At 64.4% G+C, this 19118-nt stretch carries 17 protein-coding genes; 11 read left to right on the forward strand and 6 right to left on the reverse strand.

The window, feature by feature from the left end; translation table 11 throughout:
• Positions 1 to 7 precede the first annotated feature (7 nt).
• Positions 8 to 1717: an arginine--tRNA ligase gene (gene argS, locus AC07P1_RS24490; RefSeq protein WP_494698292.1), complete on the reverse strand. Its 1710-nt coding sequence runs from the start codon at positions 1715 to 1717 to the stop codon at positions 8 to 10.
• 279 nt (positions 1718 to 1996) lie between these two features.
• Here argS and rsmB point away from each other — a divergent pair, with 279 nt between their 5' ends.
• The 8 genes from rsmB to AC07P1_RS24530 all read left to right on the forward strand — a co-directional run bounded on the left by rsmB (position 1997) and on the right by AC07P1_RS24530 (position 10337).
• Positions 1997 to 3403 (forward strand): 16S rRNA (cytosine(967)-C(5))-methyltransferase RsmB, encoded by a 1407-nt coding sequence (rsmB, locus tag AC07P1_RS24495; RefSeq protein WP_494698293.1) that lies wholly within the window; start codon positions 1997 to 1999, stop codon positions 3401 to 3403.
• Positions 3396 to 4052 (forward strand): DUF4390 domain-containing protein, encoded by a 657-nt coding sequence (locus AC07P1_RS24500; protein ID WP_494698294.1) that lies wholly within the window; start codon positions 3396 to 3398, stop codon positions 4050 to 4052. Before rsmB ends, AC07P1_RS24500 begins: the two co-directional genes overlap by 8 nt.
• Positions 4053 to 6353, forward strand: coding sequence for a sensor histidine kinase (locus AC07P1_RS24505; protein WP_494698295.1), 2301 nt, complete (start codon positions 4053 to 4055; stop codon positions 6351 to 6353).
• 62 nt (positions 6354 to 6415) lie between these two features.
• A complete protein-coding gene (locus tag AC07P1_RS24510) occupies positions 6416 to 7126 on the forward strand; it encodes a response regulator (protein WP_494698296.1) in 711 nt (236 codons plus the stop codon).
• Between the two features lie 61 nt (positions 7127 to 7187).
• On the forward strand, positions 7188 to 7559 hold the full coding sequence (locus tag AC07P1_RS24515) for a GTPase (RefSeq protein ID WP_494698297.1): 372 nt from the start codon (positions 7188 to 7190) through the stop codon (positions 7557 to 7559).
• A 113-nt stretch (positions 7560 to 7672) separates the two neighbouring features.
• Positions 7673 to 7930, forward strand: coding sequence for a BTH_I0359 family protein (locus tag AC07P1_RS24520; protein WP_090316980.1), 258 nt, complete (start codon positions 7673 to 7675; stop codon positions 7928 to 7930).
• A 264-nt stretch (positions 7931 to 8194) separates the two neighbouring features.
• Positions 8195 to 8968, forward strand: coding sequence for a class II glutamine amidotransferase (locus AC07P1_RS24525; protein ID WP_494698298.1), 774 nt, complete (start codon positions 8195 to 8197; stop codon positions 8966 to 8968).
• Positions 8969 to 9056: 88 nt separating this feature from the next.
• A complete protein-coding gene (locus tag AC07P1_RS24530) occupies positions 9057 to 10337 on the forward strand; it encodes an EAL and HDOD domain-containing protein (protein ID WP_494698299.1) in 1281 nt (426 codons plus the stop codon).
• A 78-nt stretch (positions 10338 to 10415) separates the two neighbouring features.
• Here the strand turns inward: AC07P1_RS24530 and AC07P1_RS24535 are convergent, their stop codons facing one another.
• Complete coding sequence (locus tag AC07P1_RS24535; RefSeq protein WP_494698300.1) at positions 10416 to 10799, reverse strand: SPW repeat protein; 384 nt, start codon at positions 10797 to 10799, stop codon at positions 10416 to 10418.
• Positions 10800 to 10897: 98 nt separating this feature from the next.
• The gene (locus tag AC07P1_RS24540; protein WP_494698497.1) at positions 10898 to 11764 is read right to left on the reverse strand and encodes an alpha/beta fold hydrolase; all 867 of its coding nucleotides are present in this window, start codon (positions 11762 to 11764) and stop codon (positions 10898 to 10900) included.
• Positions 11765 to 11899: 135 nt separating this feature from the next.
• On the opposite strand from AC07P1_RS24540, the gene AC07P1_RS24545 reads away from it, so the two are divergent.
• Positions 11900 to 12286 (forward strand): MerR family transcriptional regulator, encoded by a 387-nt coding sequence (locus tag AC07P1_RS24545; RefSeq protein WP_494698301.1) that lies wholly within the window; start codon positions 11900 to 11902, stop codon positions 12284 to 12286.
• Between the two features lie 64 nt (positions 12287 to 12350).
• On the opposite strand, the gene metH is transcribed toward AC07P1_RS24545, so the two are convergent.
• On the reverse strand, positions 12351 to 16124 hold the full coding sequence (metH, locus tag AC07P1_RS24550) for a methionine synthase (protein WP_494698498.1): 3774 nt from the start codon (positions 16122 to 16124) through the stop codon (positions 12351 to 12353).
• A gap of 258 nt (positions 16125 to 16382) precedes the next feature.
• Between metH and AC07P1_RS24555 the strand changes: the two genes are divergently transcribed.
• Complete coding sequence (locus tag AC07P1_RS24555; protein ID WP_494698302.1) at positions 16383 to 16838, forward strand: hypothetical protein; 456 nt, start codon at positions 16383 to 16385, stop codon at positions 16836 to 16838.
• A gap of 6 nt (positions 16839 to 16844) precedes the next feature.
• Positions 16845 to 17771, forward strand: coding sequence for a DUF2145 domain-containing protein (locus AC07P1_RS24560; protein WP_494698303.1), 927 nt, complete (start codon positions 16845 to 16847; stop codon positions 17769 to 17771).
• Here AC07P1_RS24560 and AC07P1_RS24565 read toward each other — a convergent pair.
• Positions 17768 to 18358 (reverse strand): 2-hydroxychromene-2-carboxylate isomerase, encoded by a 591-nt coding sequence (locus AC07P1_RS24565; protein WP_494698304.1) that lies wholly within the window; start codon positions 18356 to 18358, stop codon positions 17768 to 17770. The genes AC07P1_RS24560 and AC07P1_RS24565 overlap by 4 nt on opposite strands.
• Before the next feature lie 106 nt (positions 18359 to 18464).
• A complete protein-coding gene (locus AC07P1_RS24570; RefSeq protein WP_494698305.1) occupies positions 18465 to 19100 on the reverse strand; it encodes an NAD(P)H-dependent oxidoreductase in 636 nt (211 codons plus the stop codon).
• Positions 19101 to 19118: the final 18 nt, after the last annotated feature.

Below are 19118 nucleotides of genomic sequence, written 5' to 3' on the forward strand. Positions count from 1 at the left end.
TTCGCAATTACATTTTGTTGGGAGCGGAGACGCCGATCAGCGCCAGGCCGTTTTGCAGCACCTGGCGGGTGGCGACCATCAGCGCGATACGGGCCGCCTTGAGCGCCTCGTCGTCGACCAGCACGCGTTCGGCGAAATAGAAGCTGTGCAGGTTGGCGGCCAGGTCGCGCAGGTAGAACGCGATCTGGTGCGGGCCCAGTTCGGCCTGGGCGCGCGCCAGCGTCTCCGGGTACGCGGCCAGGGTCGCCAGCAGGGTCGCCTCGGTCGGCGCGGTCAGCGGCGACAGGTCGACATCGGCCAGCGCGGCGACGTCGCCGGTGAACTGTTCGAGCATGCGGCAGATGCGCGCGTGGGCGTACTGCACGTAATACACCGGATTTTCATCCGAGGTTTTCAGCGCGACGTCGACGTCGAACACGAATTCGGTGTCGGCCTTGCGCGAGATGAGGAAGAAGCGCACCGCGTCGCGGCCCTTGGTGATGTCGCCGCCACCGGACCATTCGATCAGGTCGCGCACGGTGACGTAGGAACCGGCGCGCTTGGAGATCTTGACCTCCTCGCCGCCCTTCATCACGGTGACCATCTTGTGCAGCACGTAGTCCGGGAAGCCCTGCGGGACGCCGACGTTGACGGCCTGCAGGCCGGCGCGCACGCGGGCGATGGTGCCGTGGTGGTCGGAGCCCTGGACGTTGATCGCCTGGCCGAAACCGCGCTGGAACTTGACGATGTGGTAGGCCACGTCCGGCACGAAGTAGGTGTAGGTGCCGTCCTTCTTGCGCATCACGCGGTTCTTGTCGTCGCCGTAGTCCTCGGTGCGCAGCCACAGCGCGCCTTCCTCCTCGTACGTCTTGCCGGATTTATTGAGCATGTCGACGGCCGCGTCGACCTTGCCGTCGGCGTACAGCGAAGATTCGAGGTAGTAGTTGTCGAACTTGACGCCGAAGGCCTGCAGGTCGATATCCTGCTCGTTGCGCAGGTAGGTCACGGCGAAGGCGCGGATCGATTCGATGTCGTCGATGTCGCCGGAGGCGGTGGCCGGGGCGCCGTCGGAGGCCGAAACGGTCTTTTTGGCCTTGAAGTCCTCGGCGATGTCGGCGATGTAGTCGCCGTTGTAGGCCGATTCGGGCCACTGGGCGTCGCCCGGCTTGAAGCCGCGCAGGCGCGCCTGGACCGAATTGGCCAGGGTCTGGATTTGCACGCCGGCGTCGTTGTAGTAGAACTCGCGGGTGACCTTGTAGCCCTGGGAGCCGAACAGCGACGACAGCGCGTCGCCCAGCGCGGCCTGGCGGCCGTGGCCCACGTGCAGCGGGCCGGTGGGGTTGGCCGAGACGAATTCGATGATCACGCTCTTGCCGGCGCCCGTATCGCTGCTGCCGTAGGCGGCGCCCTGCGCCAGCACGGCCTTGACCACGGCCTGCTTGGCGGCGGCGCTCACGCGCAGGTTGATGAAGCCCGGGCCGGCGATGTCGGCCGACTCCACCAGGCCCTTGCCGGCGGGGTTGGCCAGCAGCGCCTCGACCACCTTGGTGGCCAGTTCGCGCGGGTTCATTTTGAGCTGCTTGGCCAGTTGCATGGCGATGTTACAGGCCACGTCACCGTGCGACGGGTCGCGCGGGCGCTCCAGCACGACGTTGCCGGTGACTTCCGTCCCGGCCAGGATCGGTGCGAGGGCGGCCTGGAACAGGGCGGTGATATCTTGTTTTTGTTGGGCGAGCATGAGCGAAATGGCGGCCGGGCCGCGCTAAAAAATTCATCTGAAAGCGAAAACGGCCGGCGCTCTGGCACCGGCCAAACAATGGTCATTATACTGGTTTGCACGGAGCCGGTGAGGGTAGCCGAGCGCTCCCGCCGCCGTGCGGGGGGCGCATGCGAGGGGAAGCGAGGGGTGGCGGCTAACCGACTTTTACATTCTTGTCGGCGACTTGTCATATGCGCTGCTGTGGCACTACTGTATACTGCGCGATCACGGCTGCCGGCCGCTCTCTGGAATTAGCATATGAACAAGCAGCGCCCGACGCTCTCACTGAAGTCACCCGCCAAGGCGGCAGCGCCCAAGCTGCGCGCCAGCCATGCGCGTGACCTGAAACCGGCGCTGCAAACCAGCTTCCAGACCGGCCTGCGGCCCGATTCGCTCGCTTTTAGCCTGATCGGCGCGGCGCACGCGGTGGCCCAGGTCCGCACCGGCACCAATCTGCCGCAGGCGCTGGCCCAGGTGTGGGCGAAAAACGATGCCACCCCGCAGGCGCGCGGCGCCATGCAGGACATCGCCTACCGCTGCATGCGCCAGTTGGGCCAGAGCGAGACCCTGATCGCGCTGATGGCGCCCAAGGCGCCGGATCCGCTGGTCGGCGCGCTGCTGGCCTGCGCGCTGGCCCTGATGACGGCGCCCGACGCCGTCAAGCCGTACGAGGAATTCACCGTCGTCGACCAGACCGTGACGGCGGCCGACGCCCACCCGGACACCGCGCGCGCCAAAAACATGGTCAACGCCGTGCTGCGCCGTTTCCTGCGCGAGCGCAAGGCGCTGCTCGAGACGGCGCTGCTGCAGCCGCTGGCCAAATGGAACTACCCGCAATGGTGGATCGACGCGGTGCGCGCGGCCTGGCCGCAGGACTGGCAGGCGGTGCTGGCGAGCGGCAACACCGCGCCGCCGCTGACGTTGCGCGTCAACGTCCGCAAAACCTCGGTGGCACAGTATCTGGCGACCTTGGCCGCCGCCGGCATGGACGCCACGCAAATCGGCCCGAGCGCCGTGCGGCTGGCCAAACCGGTCGGCGTGGGCCTGATTCCGGGCTTCGCCGACGGCCTGGCGTCGGTGCAGGACGCCGCCGCCCAGCTGGCCGCGCCACTGCTGGACGTGCAAAACGGCATGCGCGTGCTCGACGCCTGCGCCGCGCCCGGCGGCAAGACCTGCCACATCCTGGAGCTGGCCGACGCCGATGTGACCGCGCTCGACGCCGACCCCAAGCGCCTGGCGCGGGTCGAGGAAAATCTGCAGCGATTGCAGCTGAAAGCCGCATTGCAGGCGGCCGAGGCGCAAACGTCGACCTGGTGGGACGGCAAACAATTCGACCGCATCCTGGCCGACGTGCCGTGCACGGCCTCCGGCATCGTGCGCCGCCACCCGGATATCCGCTGGCTGCGCCGCAAGGGCGACACGCTCCAACTTGCAACACTTTCGGCCAAAATCCTCGACAACCTTTGGCAGATGCTTGCCCCGGATGGTAAATTGCTGTTCGTAACGTGTTCCTTGTGGCCGCAGGAATCGGAAGCGCAGGCCGCCGCCTTCGCCGTGCGCAACAATGCGGTGCGGCTCGACGCGCCCGGTCAATTGCTGCCGGCCGGCGGCGACGGCCAGGACCACGATGGTTTGTTCTACGCGCTTTTCCAGAAAAATGCGTAAGCGTTTTGCCTGTTTATTTGCTGCATTTCCTGTCGCACCCCCGCGTATTACGCACCTATTGAGCACCGGCCCACACGTGATACAACGATTTTTTCGCCTGCTGATCGGGCCCTTGCTGCTGATACTGGCCTGCGCGCTGCCGCAGGCGGCCAGCGCTGCCGACGGCGTCGAGATCAAGCGGGCCTATGTGGAGGCCACCGACGAGGGCTACCGCTTGTCGGCCAATTACGGTTTCGATCTCAGCCACGGCCTGGAAGACACCCTGCAATACGGCGTGGTGCTGTATTTCACCACCAGCATCGAATTCACCCGTCCGCGCTGGTACTGGTTCGACGAGAAGGCCATCGTCGCGCGCCAGACCATCAGCCTGTCGTACAACGTGCTCACGCGCCAGTACCACGTGGCCGTCATCGGCAGCGTGCGGCAGAGTTTCTCGTCGCTCGACGACGCGCTGTTCCTGATCCGCCGCCCCAACCGCTGGATCGTGGCGCCGCGCGGCGCGCTCAAGGTCGGCGAGACCTATAGCGTCAAGCTGAGCATGGGACTGGACCCGAACTACCTGCCCAAGCCGATCCAGATCAACGCCCTCAACAACAATGAATGGCGCCTGGCGTCCGACAAGAAAACCTTCCTCTACAAGGCCGAGTAAGTGAGCACAGCGCTCCGGTATTTTGCCGTCATCGGCGGCGCCGTCGTCAGCATCCTGCTGTTCCTGCTGGCCTCGGCCTCCGACAATTCCGGCTTTTTCGACCGCTACTACGCCTGGTTGCTGGGCCTGAACGCGGCGGTGGCCGGCGCGCTGCTGCTGCTGGTGGCGGTGTCGCTGTTCCGGTTGTATGCGCGCTACAAGAGCGGCAAGTTCGGCTCCAAGCTGATGACGCGGCTGGTGTTGCTGTTCGCCGCCGTCGGCGTGCTGCCCGGGCTGGTGATCTTCCTGGTGTCGGTGCAGTTCGTCTCCCACTCGATCGAATCGTGGTTCAACGTGCCGGTCGAGGAGGCGCTCGAATCTGGCATCAACCTGAGCCGCGAGGGCCTGGACCGCTCGCTCAACGAGCTCACCGCGACCGCCGCCCGCACCACCCAGCGCCTCGCCGGCGAGGGCGACGGCACCGAGCGCATCATCCTGGCCCAGTTGGTCAAGGAGCAGCCCGGCATGCAGAACGCCATCATCGTCGACGCCGAGGGCGGGCTGGTGGTCAGCGCCCGCGCCAGCCGCAGCGGCAACCTCAGCGCCGACCTGCCGACCCGCGAGATGATGGCCAAGGCCAAGAGCGACGAATCCTACGGCGCGCCCGAGGGCGGCAACGAGCTGCGCAGCGACCTGGTCGACGCCCCCGTCAACGCCCAGGACAGCCTCAGCCAGCTGCGATTGCGGGTGGTGATGGCCATTCCCGACCGTGTGCGGCCCAACGGCACCCAGCTGGCGCCGCGCTACCTGCAACTGATCCAGCTGGCGCCGGCGCAACTGGCCGCCGACGGCGAGACCATCCGCAGCGCCTATTCCAACTACAAGGAGCGCTTCGTGGCCCGCGTCGGCCTGCGCAAGATGTACATCGTCACCTTGACGCTGACCTTGCTGCTGGCCGTGTTCGGCGCCATCGCCAGCGCCTTCCTGATCGCCAGCGACCTGGCGCAGCCGCTGCTGCTGCTGGCCGAGGGCACGCGCGCGGTGGCCGAGGGCGACCTGTCGCCGCGCCCGATCGTCGCCACTTCCGACGAGCTGGGCACGTTGACGCAGTCGTTCAACACGATGACGCGCCAGCTGTCGGACGCCCGCAGCGCCGTCGAGCGCAACCGCGCGGCGCTGCAAAACGCCAAGGCCCACCTGGAATCGGTGCTGGCCAATATGTCGGCCGGCGTGATGGTGCTGGACCACGAGTTCCATCTGATTAGCTTCAACGATTCGGTCGAGCGCATCCTGCAGCAAGCCGGCGTGACGATGATAGGGCGCAAGCTCAACGAGGTCGAGGGCATGCAGGAATTCGGCGCCGCCATCGTCGCCGCGTTCGCCGCGCAGAGCGCGCAGTCGGCCGCCGGACGCAACCTGCAGCGCCTGCACTGGCAGCGCCAGATCGAGGTGCCGCGCCGTTCCACCAGCCTGGACGACAACGATTTGACCCTGCTCACGCGCGGCTCGCGCCTGCCGATCGAGGGCGGCAGCGGCTACCTGGTGGTGTTCGACGATATCTCCGACGTCATCTCGGCGCAGCGCTCGATCGCCTGGGGGGAGGTGGCGCGCCGCCTGGCCCACGAGATCAAGAATCCGCTGACGCCGATCCAGTTGTCAGCCGAACGCCTGCAAATGAAACTTGAGGGTAAGCTGGCGCCGGACGACGTCGTGCTGCTCAACAAGGGAACCGCCACCATCGTCAACCAGGTGGCGGCGATGAAGCGCATGGTCGACGATTTCCGCGACTACGCGCGCACGCCGCCGGCGGTGCTCGAGCCGCTCGACCTGAACGCGCTGGTCGAGGAGATCCTGCACCTGTACGTGAGCGGCGAGGGCGACGACATCATCCATCCGCAGCTGGCCGCCGGCCTGCCGCTGGTGATGGGCGACGCCACGCAGCTGCGCCAGGTGATCCACAACCTGCTGCAAAACGCGCAGGATGCGATGGCCGAGCAGGCGGCCGGGCGGCCGGACATGCAGCCGCGCATTGACGTCGTCAGCGAAGCCATCCATTATCAGGGTGCGGACGGCAGCACGCGCGTGGCGGTGCGGTTGGCGATCGTCGACAACGGCCCCGGGTTCGCGCCCAAGATCCTGGCGCGGGCGTTCGAGCCGTACGTGACGTCGAAGGCGCGCGGCACCGGCCTGGGGTTGGCGATGGTGAAGAAAATTATCGACGAGCATGGGGGCAGGATTGATATCCAGAATCATGTCGATGGAAGTGGCGCGTCTGTATTGATTTTGCTGTTAAAGTTAGCACCGACGACGCACAATACTTGAAGTTAAGTTCAATACAAAATCATTTGCCGCATCGATGGCGAAAATGAGGAAGGCAAGGGAAGATGGCAAACATTCTGGTAGTGGACGATGAGATGGGTATCCGCGAGTTGCTCTCGGAAATCTTGAGCGACGAGGGACACGCAATACAGCTGGCCGAGAACGCGCAGCAGGCACGCGAAGCGCGCGCCGGCGGCGCGCCGGATCTGGTGCTGCTCGATATCTGGATGCCGGATACCGACGGCGTCACCTTGCTCAAGGAATGGCAGCGTGATGGCTTGCTGACCATGCCCGTGATCATGATGTCCGGCCATGCGACTATCGATACGGCAGTCGAGGCCACGCGCATCGGCGCGCTCAATTTCCTGGAGAAACCGATCGCGCTGCAAAAGCTGCTCAAGGCGGTTCAGCAGGGCTTGACGCGGGCGCAGGAAACGGTGCGCGCGCCGGTGCTGGCGCCACGTCCGGCGGCGGTCCAGCAGGAGGAGGCGCCCAGCGTCGGCTTCAACCCGCCCAACCCCGCCGCCGCGATCGCGGTGCGCGGCGGCGCCACCATCGCCGGCGCCGACAACCACATGTTCAACCTGTCGTTCGACCTGCCGCTGCGCGAGGCGCGCGACGCCTTCGAGCGCATGTACTTCGAGCACCATCTGGGCCGCGAAGGCGGCAGCATGACCCGCGTGGCCGAGAAAACCGGCCTCGAGCGCACCCACCTGTACCGCAAGCTCAAGCAGCTGGGCGTGGAGCCGGGCAAGCTGGCCAAAAAAAACCTCTGACGCCGTGAGCGGTGTTGGGATAGCCGGCGCCCTCGTCCGGGCGCCGGTGCCGACGTGGCTGGTGACCGGCGACCGCGCCGGCGCGCGCGAGGCGGCCATTGCCGCGCGTTTGTCCCGGGATGGTGGCATGGAATTGCCCACTGTTATTATTCTGGAAGGTTTGTCGGACGGCGGTTCGGCACTCGCCTTCGATGCCGCCGACGGTCCCGTCGGTGTTGCTCCTGTTCCAAAAGTGTTGCGAATTGCCCCTGGCTGTCTCCATTGCAGCGGGAATCTCGTTTTGCGGGTAACATTGAATCGTGTGCTGCGTCATCCACCGGCGCGGCTCTACATCAGTCTGGCTACTGCTGAACACCTCGAACTGCTGCGTGCATGGCTGTCCGAGCCCCCGTACGGCGACTTGCTAGACTTGCAATCCGACATCGAGGCCTAAGCCCTGCCTGCAGATCGGGTCCTGTTCTTTAGACTTGAATCGTCCACTTTGAGCCCCATGTGGGTAGTGAAGTGAAACCGAGCAGTGTTTCGCCCCTGGAGAAAGGAAGCAAAATGAACCTCATCTATAACAGCGAGCAATACAGCGTTGTCGAATTCGGCGCCGATCGTAGTCTGGATGCATTGCGCTTTGGCGGTTATGAAATCGTCGACAAAGGCGGCAAGCGGGAGATTTTTATCAATGGCATCCTGGCACAGAATTTCCGCCGCGACGTCAACGAACTGATCGCCGGCGAGCCGACCATGGCTGAGATTGATGAATTTTTGGGCAGTTACGACGAACTCATGAGTCATCCGGTGCTGTTGCACTGACGACTAGAGCGGTCTGGCCGCTCGTTTGAATCCACAGGGCGGGTTACCTTACGGTAATCCGCCCTGTTCGCTTTCGCGGCTGGCTTTGTTTGGATGCCATCGGTAATGCCCCGTGATCTTATATGCAAAAAGAATGTCGTCTTCCCGGGCGCGGGCGCCGATGTTGTAATTGGTTAATGCAGTCGCCGGCCGCTGTCATTGGTTTTTCGCCTCCAGCTGTTATATTGTCGGTCGCAAGTCAATCGCTATAAGAGAAAAGAAATAATGTGTCAGCTACTCGGCATGAACTGCAATGTCCCGACCGACATCGTGTTCAGTTTCACCGGCTTCGCCATGCGCGGCGGCCATACCGACACCCACCATGACGGCTGGGGCATCGCCTTCTTCGAAGGCGCGGGCGTGCGTCACTTCGTCGACCACCAGGCGGCCATCGCTTCCCCGATCGCCGAGCTGATCAAGCGCTATCCGATCAAATCCACCAATGTCATCGCGCATATCCGCAAGGCCACGCAGGGCCGGGTCGCGCTGGAGAATTGCCACCCGTTCGTACGCGAACTGTGGGGGCAGTATTGGGTCTTCGCCCATAACGGCGACCTCAAGGAATTCCATCCGCTGCTGAACGGCGCCTTCCGTCCGGTTGGCAACACCGACAGCGAGCGCGCGTTTTGCTATATTTTGCAGCAGTTGCGGGCCCGTTTCGGCGAACAGCGGCCTCAGCTGGCGGAATTGCGGGCCGCCCTGGGCGCGCTGGTCGACGAGATCGCCGCACATGGCACCTTCAACATGCTGCTGTCGTCCGGCGGCGAGCTGTTCGCCCATTGCTCGACCAACTTGTTCTACCTGGTGCGCAAATATCCGTTCGATACCGCCAAGCTGTCCGACGAGGATGTCAGCGTCGATTTCTCCCAGGTGACGACCCCCAATGATCGGGTGGCCATTATCGTTACCCAACCGCTAACGACCAATGAAAAATGGACAGCTTTTGCCAGTGGCGAACTGAAGCTTTTTATCGACGGTGTGCCACAAGCGGTTGATTAAACGCTAAATTCTCAAGACAGCCGGGGTCATTACTGTCAAAATCTTAGTACAGCGAAATATTCGCTCCCTGACAAGAATGGCAGAAGCAATGATCGATCTCTCCCAACATGACGCCGGCCCGCGCAATCTGCGCGTGCGCGAATTCTATCTGGGACGCCAGCCCATCCTCGACCGTAACCAGAACTTGTTCGGTTACGAATTGCTTTTCCGTAACGCTCCGGTGGGGCCGGCCCATATCACCACGGAGCTGTCGGCGACGGCGGCGGTGATCGCCCACGCCTCGCAGCTGGGCATGGAAAGGACCGTCGGCGATGCGCTCGGCTTTGTCAATGTCGACGCCGATGTCGTCATGACCGACATTTTTTCCTTCTTGCCGCGTGAAAAAATGGTGCTGGAGGTGTGCGCCACCGAGCCCGTCACGCCGCGATTGCTGGCGCGCGTGGAGGAGCTGGCGGGCCAGGGTTTCCGCTTCGCGCTGGCCGATGTCAGCGGCGAGAACGAGGCCGTCGTCGCGCTGTTGCCGTGGATCGAGTACGTCAAAATGGACATGCGCAGCACGCCGCTGTCGACCTTGATAAAACTGGCGCCGCGCTTCCGCCAGCAGAAAAAGAAGCTGGTGGCCGAGAAGGTCGAAACCCGCGAGGAATTCAAGAACGCGCTGGACCTGGAGTTCGATTATTTCCAGGGCTATTATTTCTCGCGGCCGGTGATCATGAGCGGCAAGAAGCTGTCGCCGTCGCAGCTGGCGGTGATGGAGTTGATGACCCTGGTGACGTCGGACGCCGACAATATCGATATCGAGCGCGCGATCAAGCGCGACGTCTCGCTGGCGCTCAATCTGCTGCGGCTGGTGAACACGCCGGCGGTGGGTGCGCGCCAGCGCATCGATTCGCTGAGCCAGGCGGTGACCCTGCTGGGCCGGCGCCAGTTGCAGCGCTGGCTGCAGATCATGCTATATGCCGAACCGAGCAAGCGCGGCCACAGCATGACGCCGTTGCTGATGCTGGCGACCACGCGCGGCCGCCTGCTGGAACTGTTGGCCGGCAAGCTGCGGCCGAGCCAGCGCCATGTCGCCGATATCGCCTTCACGGTCGGCATCATGTCGCTGATGGATACCTTGTTCGGCATGCCGATGGCGGATATCCTGGCGCAGATACCGGTCAACGACGACGTTTCGCAAGCGCTGCTGTATCGTGACGGCTTCTACGGCGACCTGCTCAAGCTGGCCGAATGCATCGAGCGCATCGAAGAGATGGACGAGCACATCGTACCCGCGCTGCGCAATCTGGCGATGTCCACCGACGAGTTGGTGGAGCTGGAGCTGGCCGCGTTCGAGTGGAGCGACAACGTGGTGCGGTACGCGCTGTGATGGTGGCTGTCACACTCTGCGTTGACTTCCCAATCACCTCGGAATCACGTAGGGCGGATTACGCTGCGCTAATCCGCCCTACGTCGCGTGCCCGGCCCCCGGCCAATGCTTGACCAACTCCGGATCGGTGCGCATCTCCCACAGCGCCAGCACCGCCACCGCGACGCCGACGATCAGCGAGTTCCACGTCAACTCGAGGTTGTCGGCCAGCCCCAGCACCCACGGCGATACCGCCACCCAGATTCCCAGCAGCAGGTTGATCGTGACGGCCCAGAAGTAGGTCTTGTACAGATCGAACGCCGCCAGCAGCGCGATCACCGCGCCGGAAATGAACGCGGTCCAGGCCTGCAGCGACGGTATCGGATAGCCGAACACCCAGGGTGTGATGAAGAACCACAAGCCCAGTAGCAGGATCAGCTGGTCCTGCCAGCGCTTGGCGGACGTGTTGGATGTATTTGCCATATTTGCCTCCCTGGTAAGCGCCGAACGACGGCGTACCTTGTTAGTCCGCCCGCGTTCTTAAAAGTTCAACGTTGCCAAAACCTGAACCTGCGTGCCGCTCAGCGTTCCAGGCCGTCGACGAAGCCGGACAGATCGCGGTTGAACCTATCCGCTTCCTCAATGAACGGCGCGTGGCCCGAGGCGTCGTAGAGCTTGCCGCGGATACGCGGATTCACCTCGGACGCCCTGGCGATCGCCGGCCGCGCCTTGACCAGCGCATCCCGCGCGCCGTAGACCAGCAAAACCGGAACCTTGGCCTTGCCCAAGCCGGCAAGATCGACGTTCATCGATTGGACCGCGCGCTGCATGTCCCAGGAGGCCACGGCGGCGTTGGCCAGCAGGCGCTCGAAGTCGGGCGCCGCGGGCTGGGTGTGGAAGCACAGGCGCAGGAAATCGCGCACCGCATCCAGGTGCGTTTTCAAGTCGGGCGCGTTCAGGTCGCGGTAGATCCCGGGGTGGGCGACGATCTGCTCCGGTTTGAGTTCGATCACGCCGTCGACGTAGACCGCCCCGGCGATCGCGCCATCCCCGTACGCCGCCAGATAATTCGAGATGACCGCGGCGCCCAGCGACCAGCCGACCAGCACCGGCCTGGCCGCCCGCGACGACTTGATGACGGCTTGCAGATCGTCGGCCCAGCGTCGCCCGTCGCTGTACGCCTCGGCACCGGCCGGCTTGCCGGACAGCCCGTGCCCGCGCATGTCGTAGCTGATCAGACGGTAGCGCTGGAGCCGTGGATCTCCGACCTGCGCTTCCCAGTTGAGAGTGCTACCCAGCAGGCCGTGGATGAAGATGACCGCGGCGCCTTGCGGATCGCCCGACTCCCGCACCGCCAGTGTGACGCCGTCAGGCGCGGTGACGGTATAGGTTTTGGTTCCCGCCTGCGCGCTGGTGGACGCGGCGGCCAGCGCGCAGGCGAGCAGCATGGCGCGCAGCAGGGAAAGTATTGATGGGAAAACGGGCGACGGTGACATGGTGCGGCTCCAAAAGTTGATCGGGAGCGCGTAGTGTCAACCCTCACACCGGTGTCAGGGGCAAGCGGAAAATGCTATGCTGTGCGCATGACCAAAGCAAACCATTCCGAGCCGCTCAGCATCGGCAAGCTGGCCGCCGCCACCGGCGCCAGCGCGCGCTCGATCCGCCACTATGACGAACACGGGCTGCTTAAATCGCTGCGCGCCAGCAACGGCTATCGGGTGTTCCCTCCGGCGGCCGTCACCCAGGTCCGGCAGATCCAGCGCATGATTGCGAGCGGATTCAGCCTGGCGGAGATCCGTTCGTTTCCCGATTGTATGTTGATGATTGAAGGGGCGGCCGCGTGCAGCGAGACCACCGACGCGCAGCGCAAGCGGCTGGCGTCGATCGAAGAACAAATCGCGGAGCTGGAGCGGCGCCGCGCGCGCCTGCTTAAGACGTTGGCGGAGGGCGCCATTCCGCCGCTCGATTAGCGCGCGGCGCCAGGTCCAATGTCCAGCCCGTGTAGAAAAGGTGGACCTGACCCCGGAGTTGCGTTTAAGACAGGTTGGGCGCCAGCCAGCGCTCCAGCTCGGCCTTGTCGACCTTGCGGCGGGCGGCCATGTCGGCCAGTTGGTCCTCGCCGATTTTGCCGACCACGAAGTACTTCGATTCCGGATGCGCGAAGTAGAAGCCGGAGACGGCCGCGCCCGGATACATGGCGAACGATTCGGTCAGCTCCATGCCGATCTCTTCGGCCTGCATGGTCTTGAACATGTCGCGCTTGACCGTGTGCTCCGGGCAGGCCGGGTAGCCCGGCGCGGGACGGATGCCGGCGTACTTTTCGGCGATCATGTCGTCGTTGCTGAGCTCTTCTCCCGCCGCGTAGCCCCACAGGTCCTTGCGCACGCGCTCGTGCAGGTATTCGGCGAAGGCTTCGGCCAGCCGGTCGGCCAGCGATTTGAGCATGATCGACGAGTAGTCGTCGTGCGCATCCTCGAAGCGCTTCTCGTACTTTTCGATGCCCAGGCCGGCGGTGACGGCGAACATGCCGATGTAATCCTTCACGCCCGACGCTTTGGTGGCGATGAAGTCGGACAGGCATTGGTTCGGCCGCTGCACGCCGTCGACCACCGGCTTGACGCCCTGCTGGCGCAGGCCGTAATACGTGAAGTCGACGGTGGCACGCGTGTCGTCGGTGTAGATCTCGATGTCGTCGTCGTTGACCGTGTTCGCCGGCAGCAGCGAGATGACGCCGTTGGCGGTCAGCCAGCGGCCGTCGATGACTTTCTTGAGCAGCGCCTGGCCTTCCTCGAACACCTTGGTGGCCGCTTCGCCCACCACTTCGTCGGTCAGGATGGCGGGGAACGGGCCGGCCAGGTCCCAGGTCTGGAAGAACGGGCCCCAGTCGATGTAGCGCGCGATGGTGGCCAGGTCGACGTTCTTGAATTCGCGGCGGCCGATGAACTTCGGCTTGACCGGCGCGCCGGCGCCGTCGAAGGCGAGTTTCATCTTGTTGGCGCGGGCGTCCTTGAGCGACAGCATCGGCAGCGCCTTCTTGTTGGCGTGCTGCTCGCGGATGCGCACATAGTCCTCGGCGATGTCGTCGATGTACTGCTGGCGGCTTTCGGGCGTCAGCAGCGACTGCGCCACCGACACCGAACGCGAGGCGTCCGGCACGTACACCACCGGCCCCTCGTAGTTGTGGGCGATCTTGACGGCCGTGTGGGCGCGGCTGGTGGTGGCGCCGCCGATCAGCAGCGGGATCTTGAGCATGCGGAAATGCTCGTCGCGCTGCATCTCCTTGGCGACGTAGGCCATCTCCTCGAGCGACGGCGTGATCAGGCCGGACAGGCCGATGATGTCGGCGTTTTCCAGCTTGGCGCGCGCCAGGATCTCGGAGCAGGGCACCATCACGCCCATGTTCACCACCTCGAAGTTATTACACTGCAGGACCACCGAGACGATGTTCTTGCCGATGTCGTGGACGTCGCCCTTGACGGTGGCGATGACGATCTTGCCCTTCGGTTTGGCGACGATGCCGGTGCGCTTTTCCTCGGCCAGCTTTTCCTCTTCGATGTACGGGATTAGGTGGGCCACGGCCTGCTTCATCACGCGCGCCGATTTGACCACCTGCGGCAGGAACATCTTGCCCTGTCCGAACAGGTCGCCGACGATGTTCATGCCGTCCATCAGCGGGCCTTCGATCACGTGGATCGGACGGCCGTTGGCGGCCAAGACCTGCTGGCGCATCTCCTCGGTGTCGTCGGTGATGAACTGGGTGATGCCGTGCACCAGCGCGTGCGCCAGGCGCTTTTCCACCGGGGCGTTGCGCCATTCCAGGTTCTGCGCGTCCTGCTTGCCGGCGCCGGCCTTCAGGGTGCCGGCGATGTCGATCATGCGCTCGGTGGCGTCGTCTCGGCGGTTCAGCACCACGTCCTCGACCCGTTCGCGCAGCTCGGCCGGCAGGTCGTCGTAGACGCCGACCATGCCGGCGTTGACGATACCCATGGTCATGCCGGCCTTGATGGCGTGGTACAGGAAGACGGTGTGGATCGCCTCGCGCGCCGGGTCGTTGCCGCGGAAGGAGAACGAGACGTTGGAGACGCCGCCCGAGATCTTCGCGTGCGGCAGGTTGTCCTTGATCCAGCGGGTGGCGTTGATGAAGTCCACCGCGTAGTTGTTGTGCTCTTCGATGCCGGTGGCGATGGCGAAGATGTTCGGGTCGAAGATGATGTCTTCCGGCGGGAAGCCGACCGTGTTCACCAGCAGCTTGTAGGCGCGCTCGCAGATTTCGATCTTGCGCTCGAAGGTGTCGGCCTGGCCTTTTTCGTCGAAGGCCATGACGATGACGGCGGCGCCATAGCTCAGGCACAGGCGCGCCTGGCGGATGAACTCCTCCTCGCCTTCCTTCATCGAGATCGAGTTGACGATCGATTTGCCCTGCACGCATTTGAGGCCCGCTTCGATCACCGACCACTTCGACGAGTCGATCATGATCGGTACGCGCGAGATGTCCGGTTCCGACGCGATCAGGTTCAGGAAGCGCGTCATCGCCGCCTGCGAGTCGAGCATCGCCTCGTCCATGTTGATGTCGATGACCTGGGCGCCATTTTCCACCTGCTGGCGCGCCACCGACAGCGCCTCGTCGTACTGCTCGTTCAAAATCATGCGCGCGAACGCCTTCGAGCCGGTGACGTTGGTGCGCTCGCCGACGTTGACGAACAGCGAGCTCTCGTCGATGGTGAACGGTTCGAGGCCCGACAGGCGCTGCGCCACCGGCACGTCCGGCACCGCGCGCGGCGCGGTGGTGGCGAGCATCTCGCCGATGGCCTTGATGTGGTCCGGCGTGGTGCCGCAGCAGCCGCCGGCGATGTTGACGAAGCCGGCGTCGGCGAACTCGCGCAGCAGCGCCGAGGTGTCGGCCGGCAGTTCGTCGAAGCCGGTGTCGCTCATCGGGTTGGGCAGGCCGGCGTTGGGGTAGATGCAGACGAAGGTATCGGCGATTTGCGACAGTTCCTGCGCGTAGGGGCGCATCAGCGCCGCGCCCAGCGCGCAATTGAGACCGATCGTCAGCGGCTTGGCGTGGCGCACCGAGTTCCAGAAGGCCGGCACGGTCTGGCCGGACAGGATGCGGCCCGACGCGTCGGTGACGGTGCCGGAGATCATCAGCGGCAGGCGCGGCACACCGGGATTCTCGGCATAGAATTTGTCGATCGCGAACAGCGCGGCCTTGCAGTTCAGGGTGTCGAAGATGGTTTCGACCAGCAGCACGTCGACGCCGCCTTCGACCAGCGCCTTGGTTTGCTGGTGGTAGGCCTCGACCAGTTGGTCGAAGGTGATGTTGCGCGCGGCCGGGTCGTTGACGTCCGGCGAGATCGACGCCGTCTTCGGCGTCGGCCCCAGCGCGCCGGCGACGAAGCGCGGCTTGTCGGCGCTGCTGTACTTGTCGCACGCGGCGCGCGCCAGTTTCGCGGCCTGCAGGTTCATCTCGTAGGCCAGGTGGGCCATGTGATAGTCGTCCTGCGCGATCGTGGTGGCGCCGAAGGTGTTGGTTTCGATCAGGTCCGCGCCGGCGGCCAGGTAACGCTCGTGGATCTCCTGGATCACGTGCGGCTGCGTCAACGTCAGCAGTTCGTTGTTACCCTTGACGAACAGCTCGCGCGCGCCGCTGTCCGCCGGCGCCGCGAAGTCGATGAAGCGTCCTGCCGGGCCGCCACGGTAGGCGGTCTCGTCGAGCTTGTACTGCTGGATGATCGTGCCCATCGCGCCATCGAGGATCATGATGCGGCGCGCCAGGATTTCGCGCAGCTGGGCATCGGTCTTGGACATGACGGTATGGGACACGGTGTTATTCATTTATTACTTTCTTTGATCGGAGGGCGCGGCGGACGAGAGCGGTCGCCGGTCTAAAATTATACGGCATCCCTGAATAAGCTTCAGGCCACCGCTGCGTCTCAGCAACAGAAATTCGGTTGACAAGGTTTATCGATCGTCAAATGCTGTACACAGCGGTTCGCTTTTGAACTTTTGTCTCTGCGGGCGGAAGGAAGCATTTATACTTCCCGTTCGTAAAATAAAGGAATTCTGATGTCCATCTCCTTCGCATTTCGTTGCATCGCCGCCGCCGGCGCCCTGACCCTGGCGCTGGGCGCCAACGCCGAGAGTTTCGCATCGTCGGCCTCCAGCGCCGGTTCCGCGTCGAGCGGCAGCGTTTCCGATTCCCTGTCCGGTTCAAGCGACAGCTCCAAGAGTGACCGCAAGGTGGCCGACGGCGACTACCGCATCATCCAGATCGCGCAAACGCCGGACCGCGCCGGCCGCACCCGCCTGACCCTGCAGGCCGACAATCCGGACGACCGCATCGTGCTGGACATGCCGCAGGCGACCTTCGAGCCGCAGCAACTGGCCGCCGGCGACAAGATGTACGCGCAAAACCGCGTCTACGGCATCGAGTTCGGTCGCGGCGACACGCGCCAGCCGTTCTACCTGGTGCTGGCCGACGAGTGGTACAGCGAACTGGCTTCGCGTCCAGTCACGCTTTAAATCGTTGTGAAGATCGTGCGCGCGCTGGCGCCGTGGCTGCTGGCGTGCGCCGTTTTAGGTGCGGCCTGCGCATCCGGCGCGGCGCATGCCGGCGCTTCCAACTCGTCGCGCTTTTGCGACCGCGCGCAGCCGCTCACGGCGGCCGAGCAGGACCGCCTGCTGCGCTTCGCCGGCGTGCTGCGCGAGGAGCTGGCGGGCGGCGGCGATAGCGTGGCATTGGTCAGCCGCTCCGGCCTGGACTTGTCGCGCTTCGGCATCCGCTATTCGCATGCATCGCTGGCGTGGCGTTCGGAGGAGGGCGTGTGGTCGGCGCGCCAGTTGTACTACGCTTGCGATGAAAGCCGGCCGCGTATTTTCGATCAGGGCCTGGCCGGTTTCGCCATGGGCACCGACGATCCCAAAGTGGGCTACCTGAGCATCGTGCGGCTGCCGCCGGAATCGGTGTTGGCCTTGCGTCCGGCCTTGCTGGACCGGCCGCGCGTGCAGAGCATGCTGGCCGCGCAGTACAGCGCGAATGCGTACGCTTACGGCACGCGCTATCAAAACTGTAATCAGTGGGTGATGGAGATGCTGGCCGCGGGTTGGGGCGACCTGCCCGACGGCGGCGATCTGCGCGAGAGGGCGCAGGATTGGCTGCGCGGGCAGGGGTATGCGCCGGAGCCGGTCGATGTCAATTCGCGGCTGCTGATGCTGGCGTCGTACTTCGTGCCGCTGGTGCATTTGAGCGATCATCCGCAGCAGGATGTGGCGGAGATGAAGCTGCGGGTCAGCCTGCCGTCGACGATAGAGGCCTTTGTGCGGGCGCGCTTCCCCGCCAGCGAGCGGGTGGAGCTTTGCCATGACGATCGGCGGATCGTCGTCCGGCGTGGCTGGACGCCGATCGCCGATGGCTGCAAGCCGGAAGAGGGCGATCGCGTGGTGCGGCTGGACTAGGTCTTGGCGTCGCGCTGTGCGTGGGCCAGGGCGTCGTCTAGCCGGTCGTTCCCCCAGAACATCGCATCGCCGACCATGAAGGTCGGGGCGCCGAAGATGTGCAACGCCTTGGCTTGTTCGGTGCGGGCGCGCAGGCGGGCTTTGTTGTCGTCGGTTTGCGCGTCGCGCAGGATGGTGTCGGCGTCCTGGCCGAGGGCCGACAGGATGCCTGCGATGCAGTCGGCGCTGGCGATGTCGCGGTCGTCGGCGAAATTGGCCAGCATCACGCGTTCGCAAAAATCCGTCATCCATGGCTGGTTTTCGCTCAGGATGCCGACGCGCGCGGCGAGCATCGAGTTGCGCGGGAATTCGGATGGCTGGCGCCAGGGCAGGCCGTATTTGGCGCATTGGCGCGGCATGTCCTGCCAGACGTAGGCGCCTTTGTCTTTTTGCAGGACGAAGGGGGAGTTGTTCCAGCCCGCGTCCTTGAAGATGGGGCCGAGCAGGAAGGGACGCCAGATCACGCCATTGGGGACGAGCTGGCGGATGCGCATCACGCTCAGGTAGCTGTAATTGCTGGCGAAGTCGAACCAGAATTCGATGGGCATGTGATGGCTCCTTCGTGGCTGTTGGCATGCTCCGTCGACGGCTCGTAAATGGCGGATTACGGCGTTCCGCCTAATCCGCCCTACGTGTCTTCGAGGTATTTCGGCGTTACAGGGTCGTCACCAGCTTTTCGCGTGGACGGCGTACTTTCTTCAGGCCCTCCAGCCAGTCGCCTTCGGGTTCGCGGTAGCCGAGCGGCAGTATCACGACGCTGCGCAGGTTGCGCTCCTTGAGCGACAGGATGTCGTCGACGGCTTCCGGACTGAAGCCTTCCATCGGCGTGCTGTCGACGCCTTCGAACGCGGCGGCGACCAGCGCCACGCCCAGTGCGATGTAGGTCTGGCGGGCGGCCGATTCGTAGTTGCCCTGCTGGCCGCGCGCGGCGACGATGTCCTTCAATTTGGCGCGGTAGGCTTCCCAGCCCTCGTTGATCGTGCCGCGCTGCTCGTTGGTCAGGTCGAACATCATGTCGATGCGTTCTTCGGTGATGTCGTCCCAGGCCGCGAACACCAGCAGGTGCGACGCTTCGGTCACCTGCGGCTGGCCCCAGGCCACTTCACGGATCTTGGCGCGCAGCTCCGGGTTTTCAACGACGAACACCTCGAACGGTTGCAGGCCGCTGGAGGTCGGCGCCAGGCGCACCGCTTCCAGGATGCGCTCCAGCTTCTCGGCATCCACCGTCTTGGCGGGATTGTATTTTTTGGTGGCGTAGCGCCAGTGCAGCTTGTCGGTCAAATCGGTCATGCGGGGCTCCTGTCAAAA

This window comes from Duganella sp. GW821-FHT07F09 (assembly GCF_059418705.1).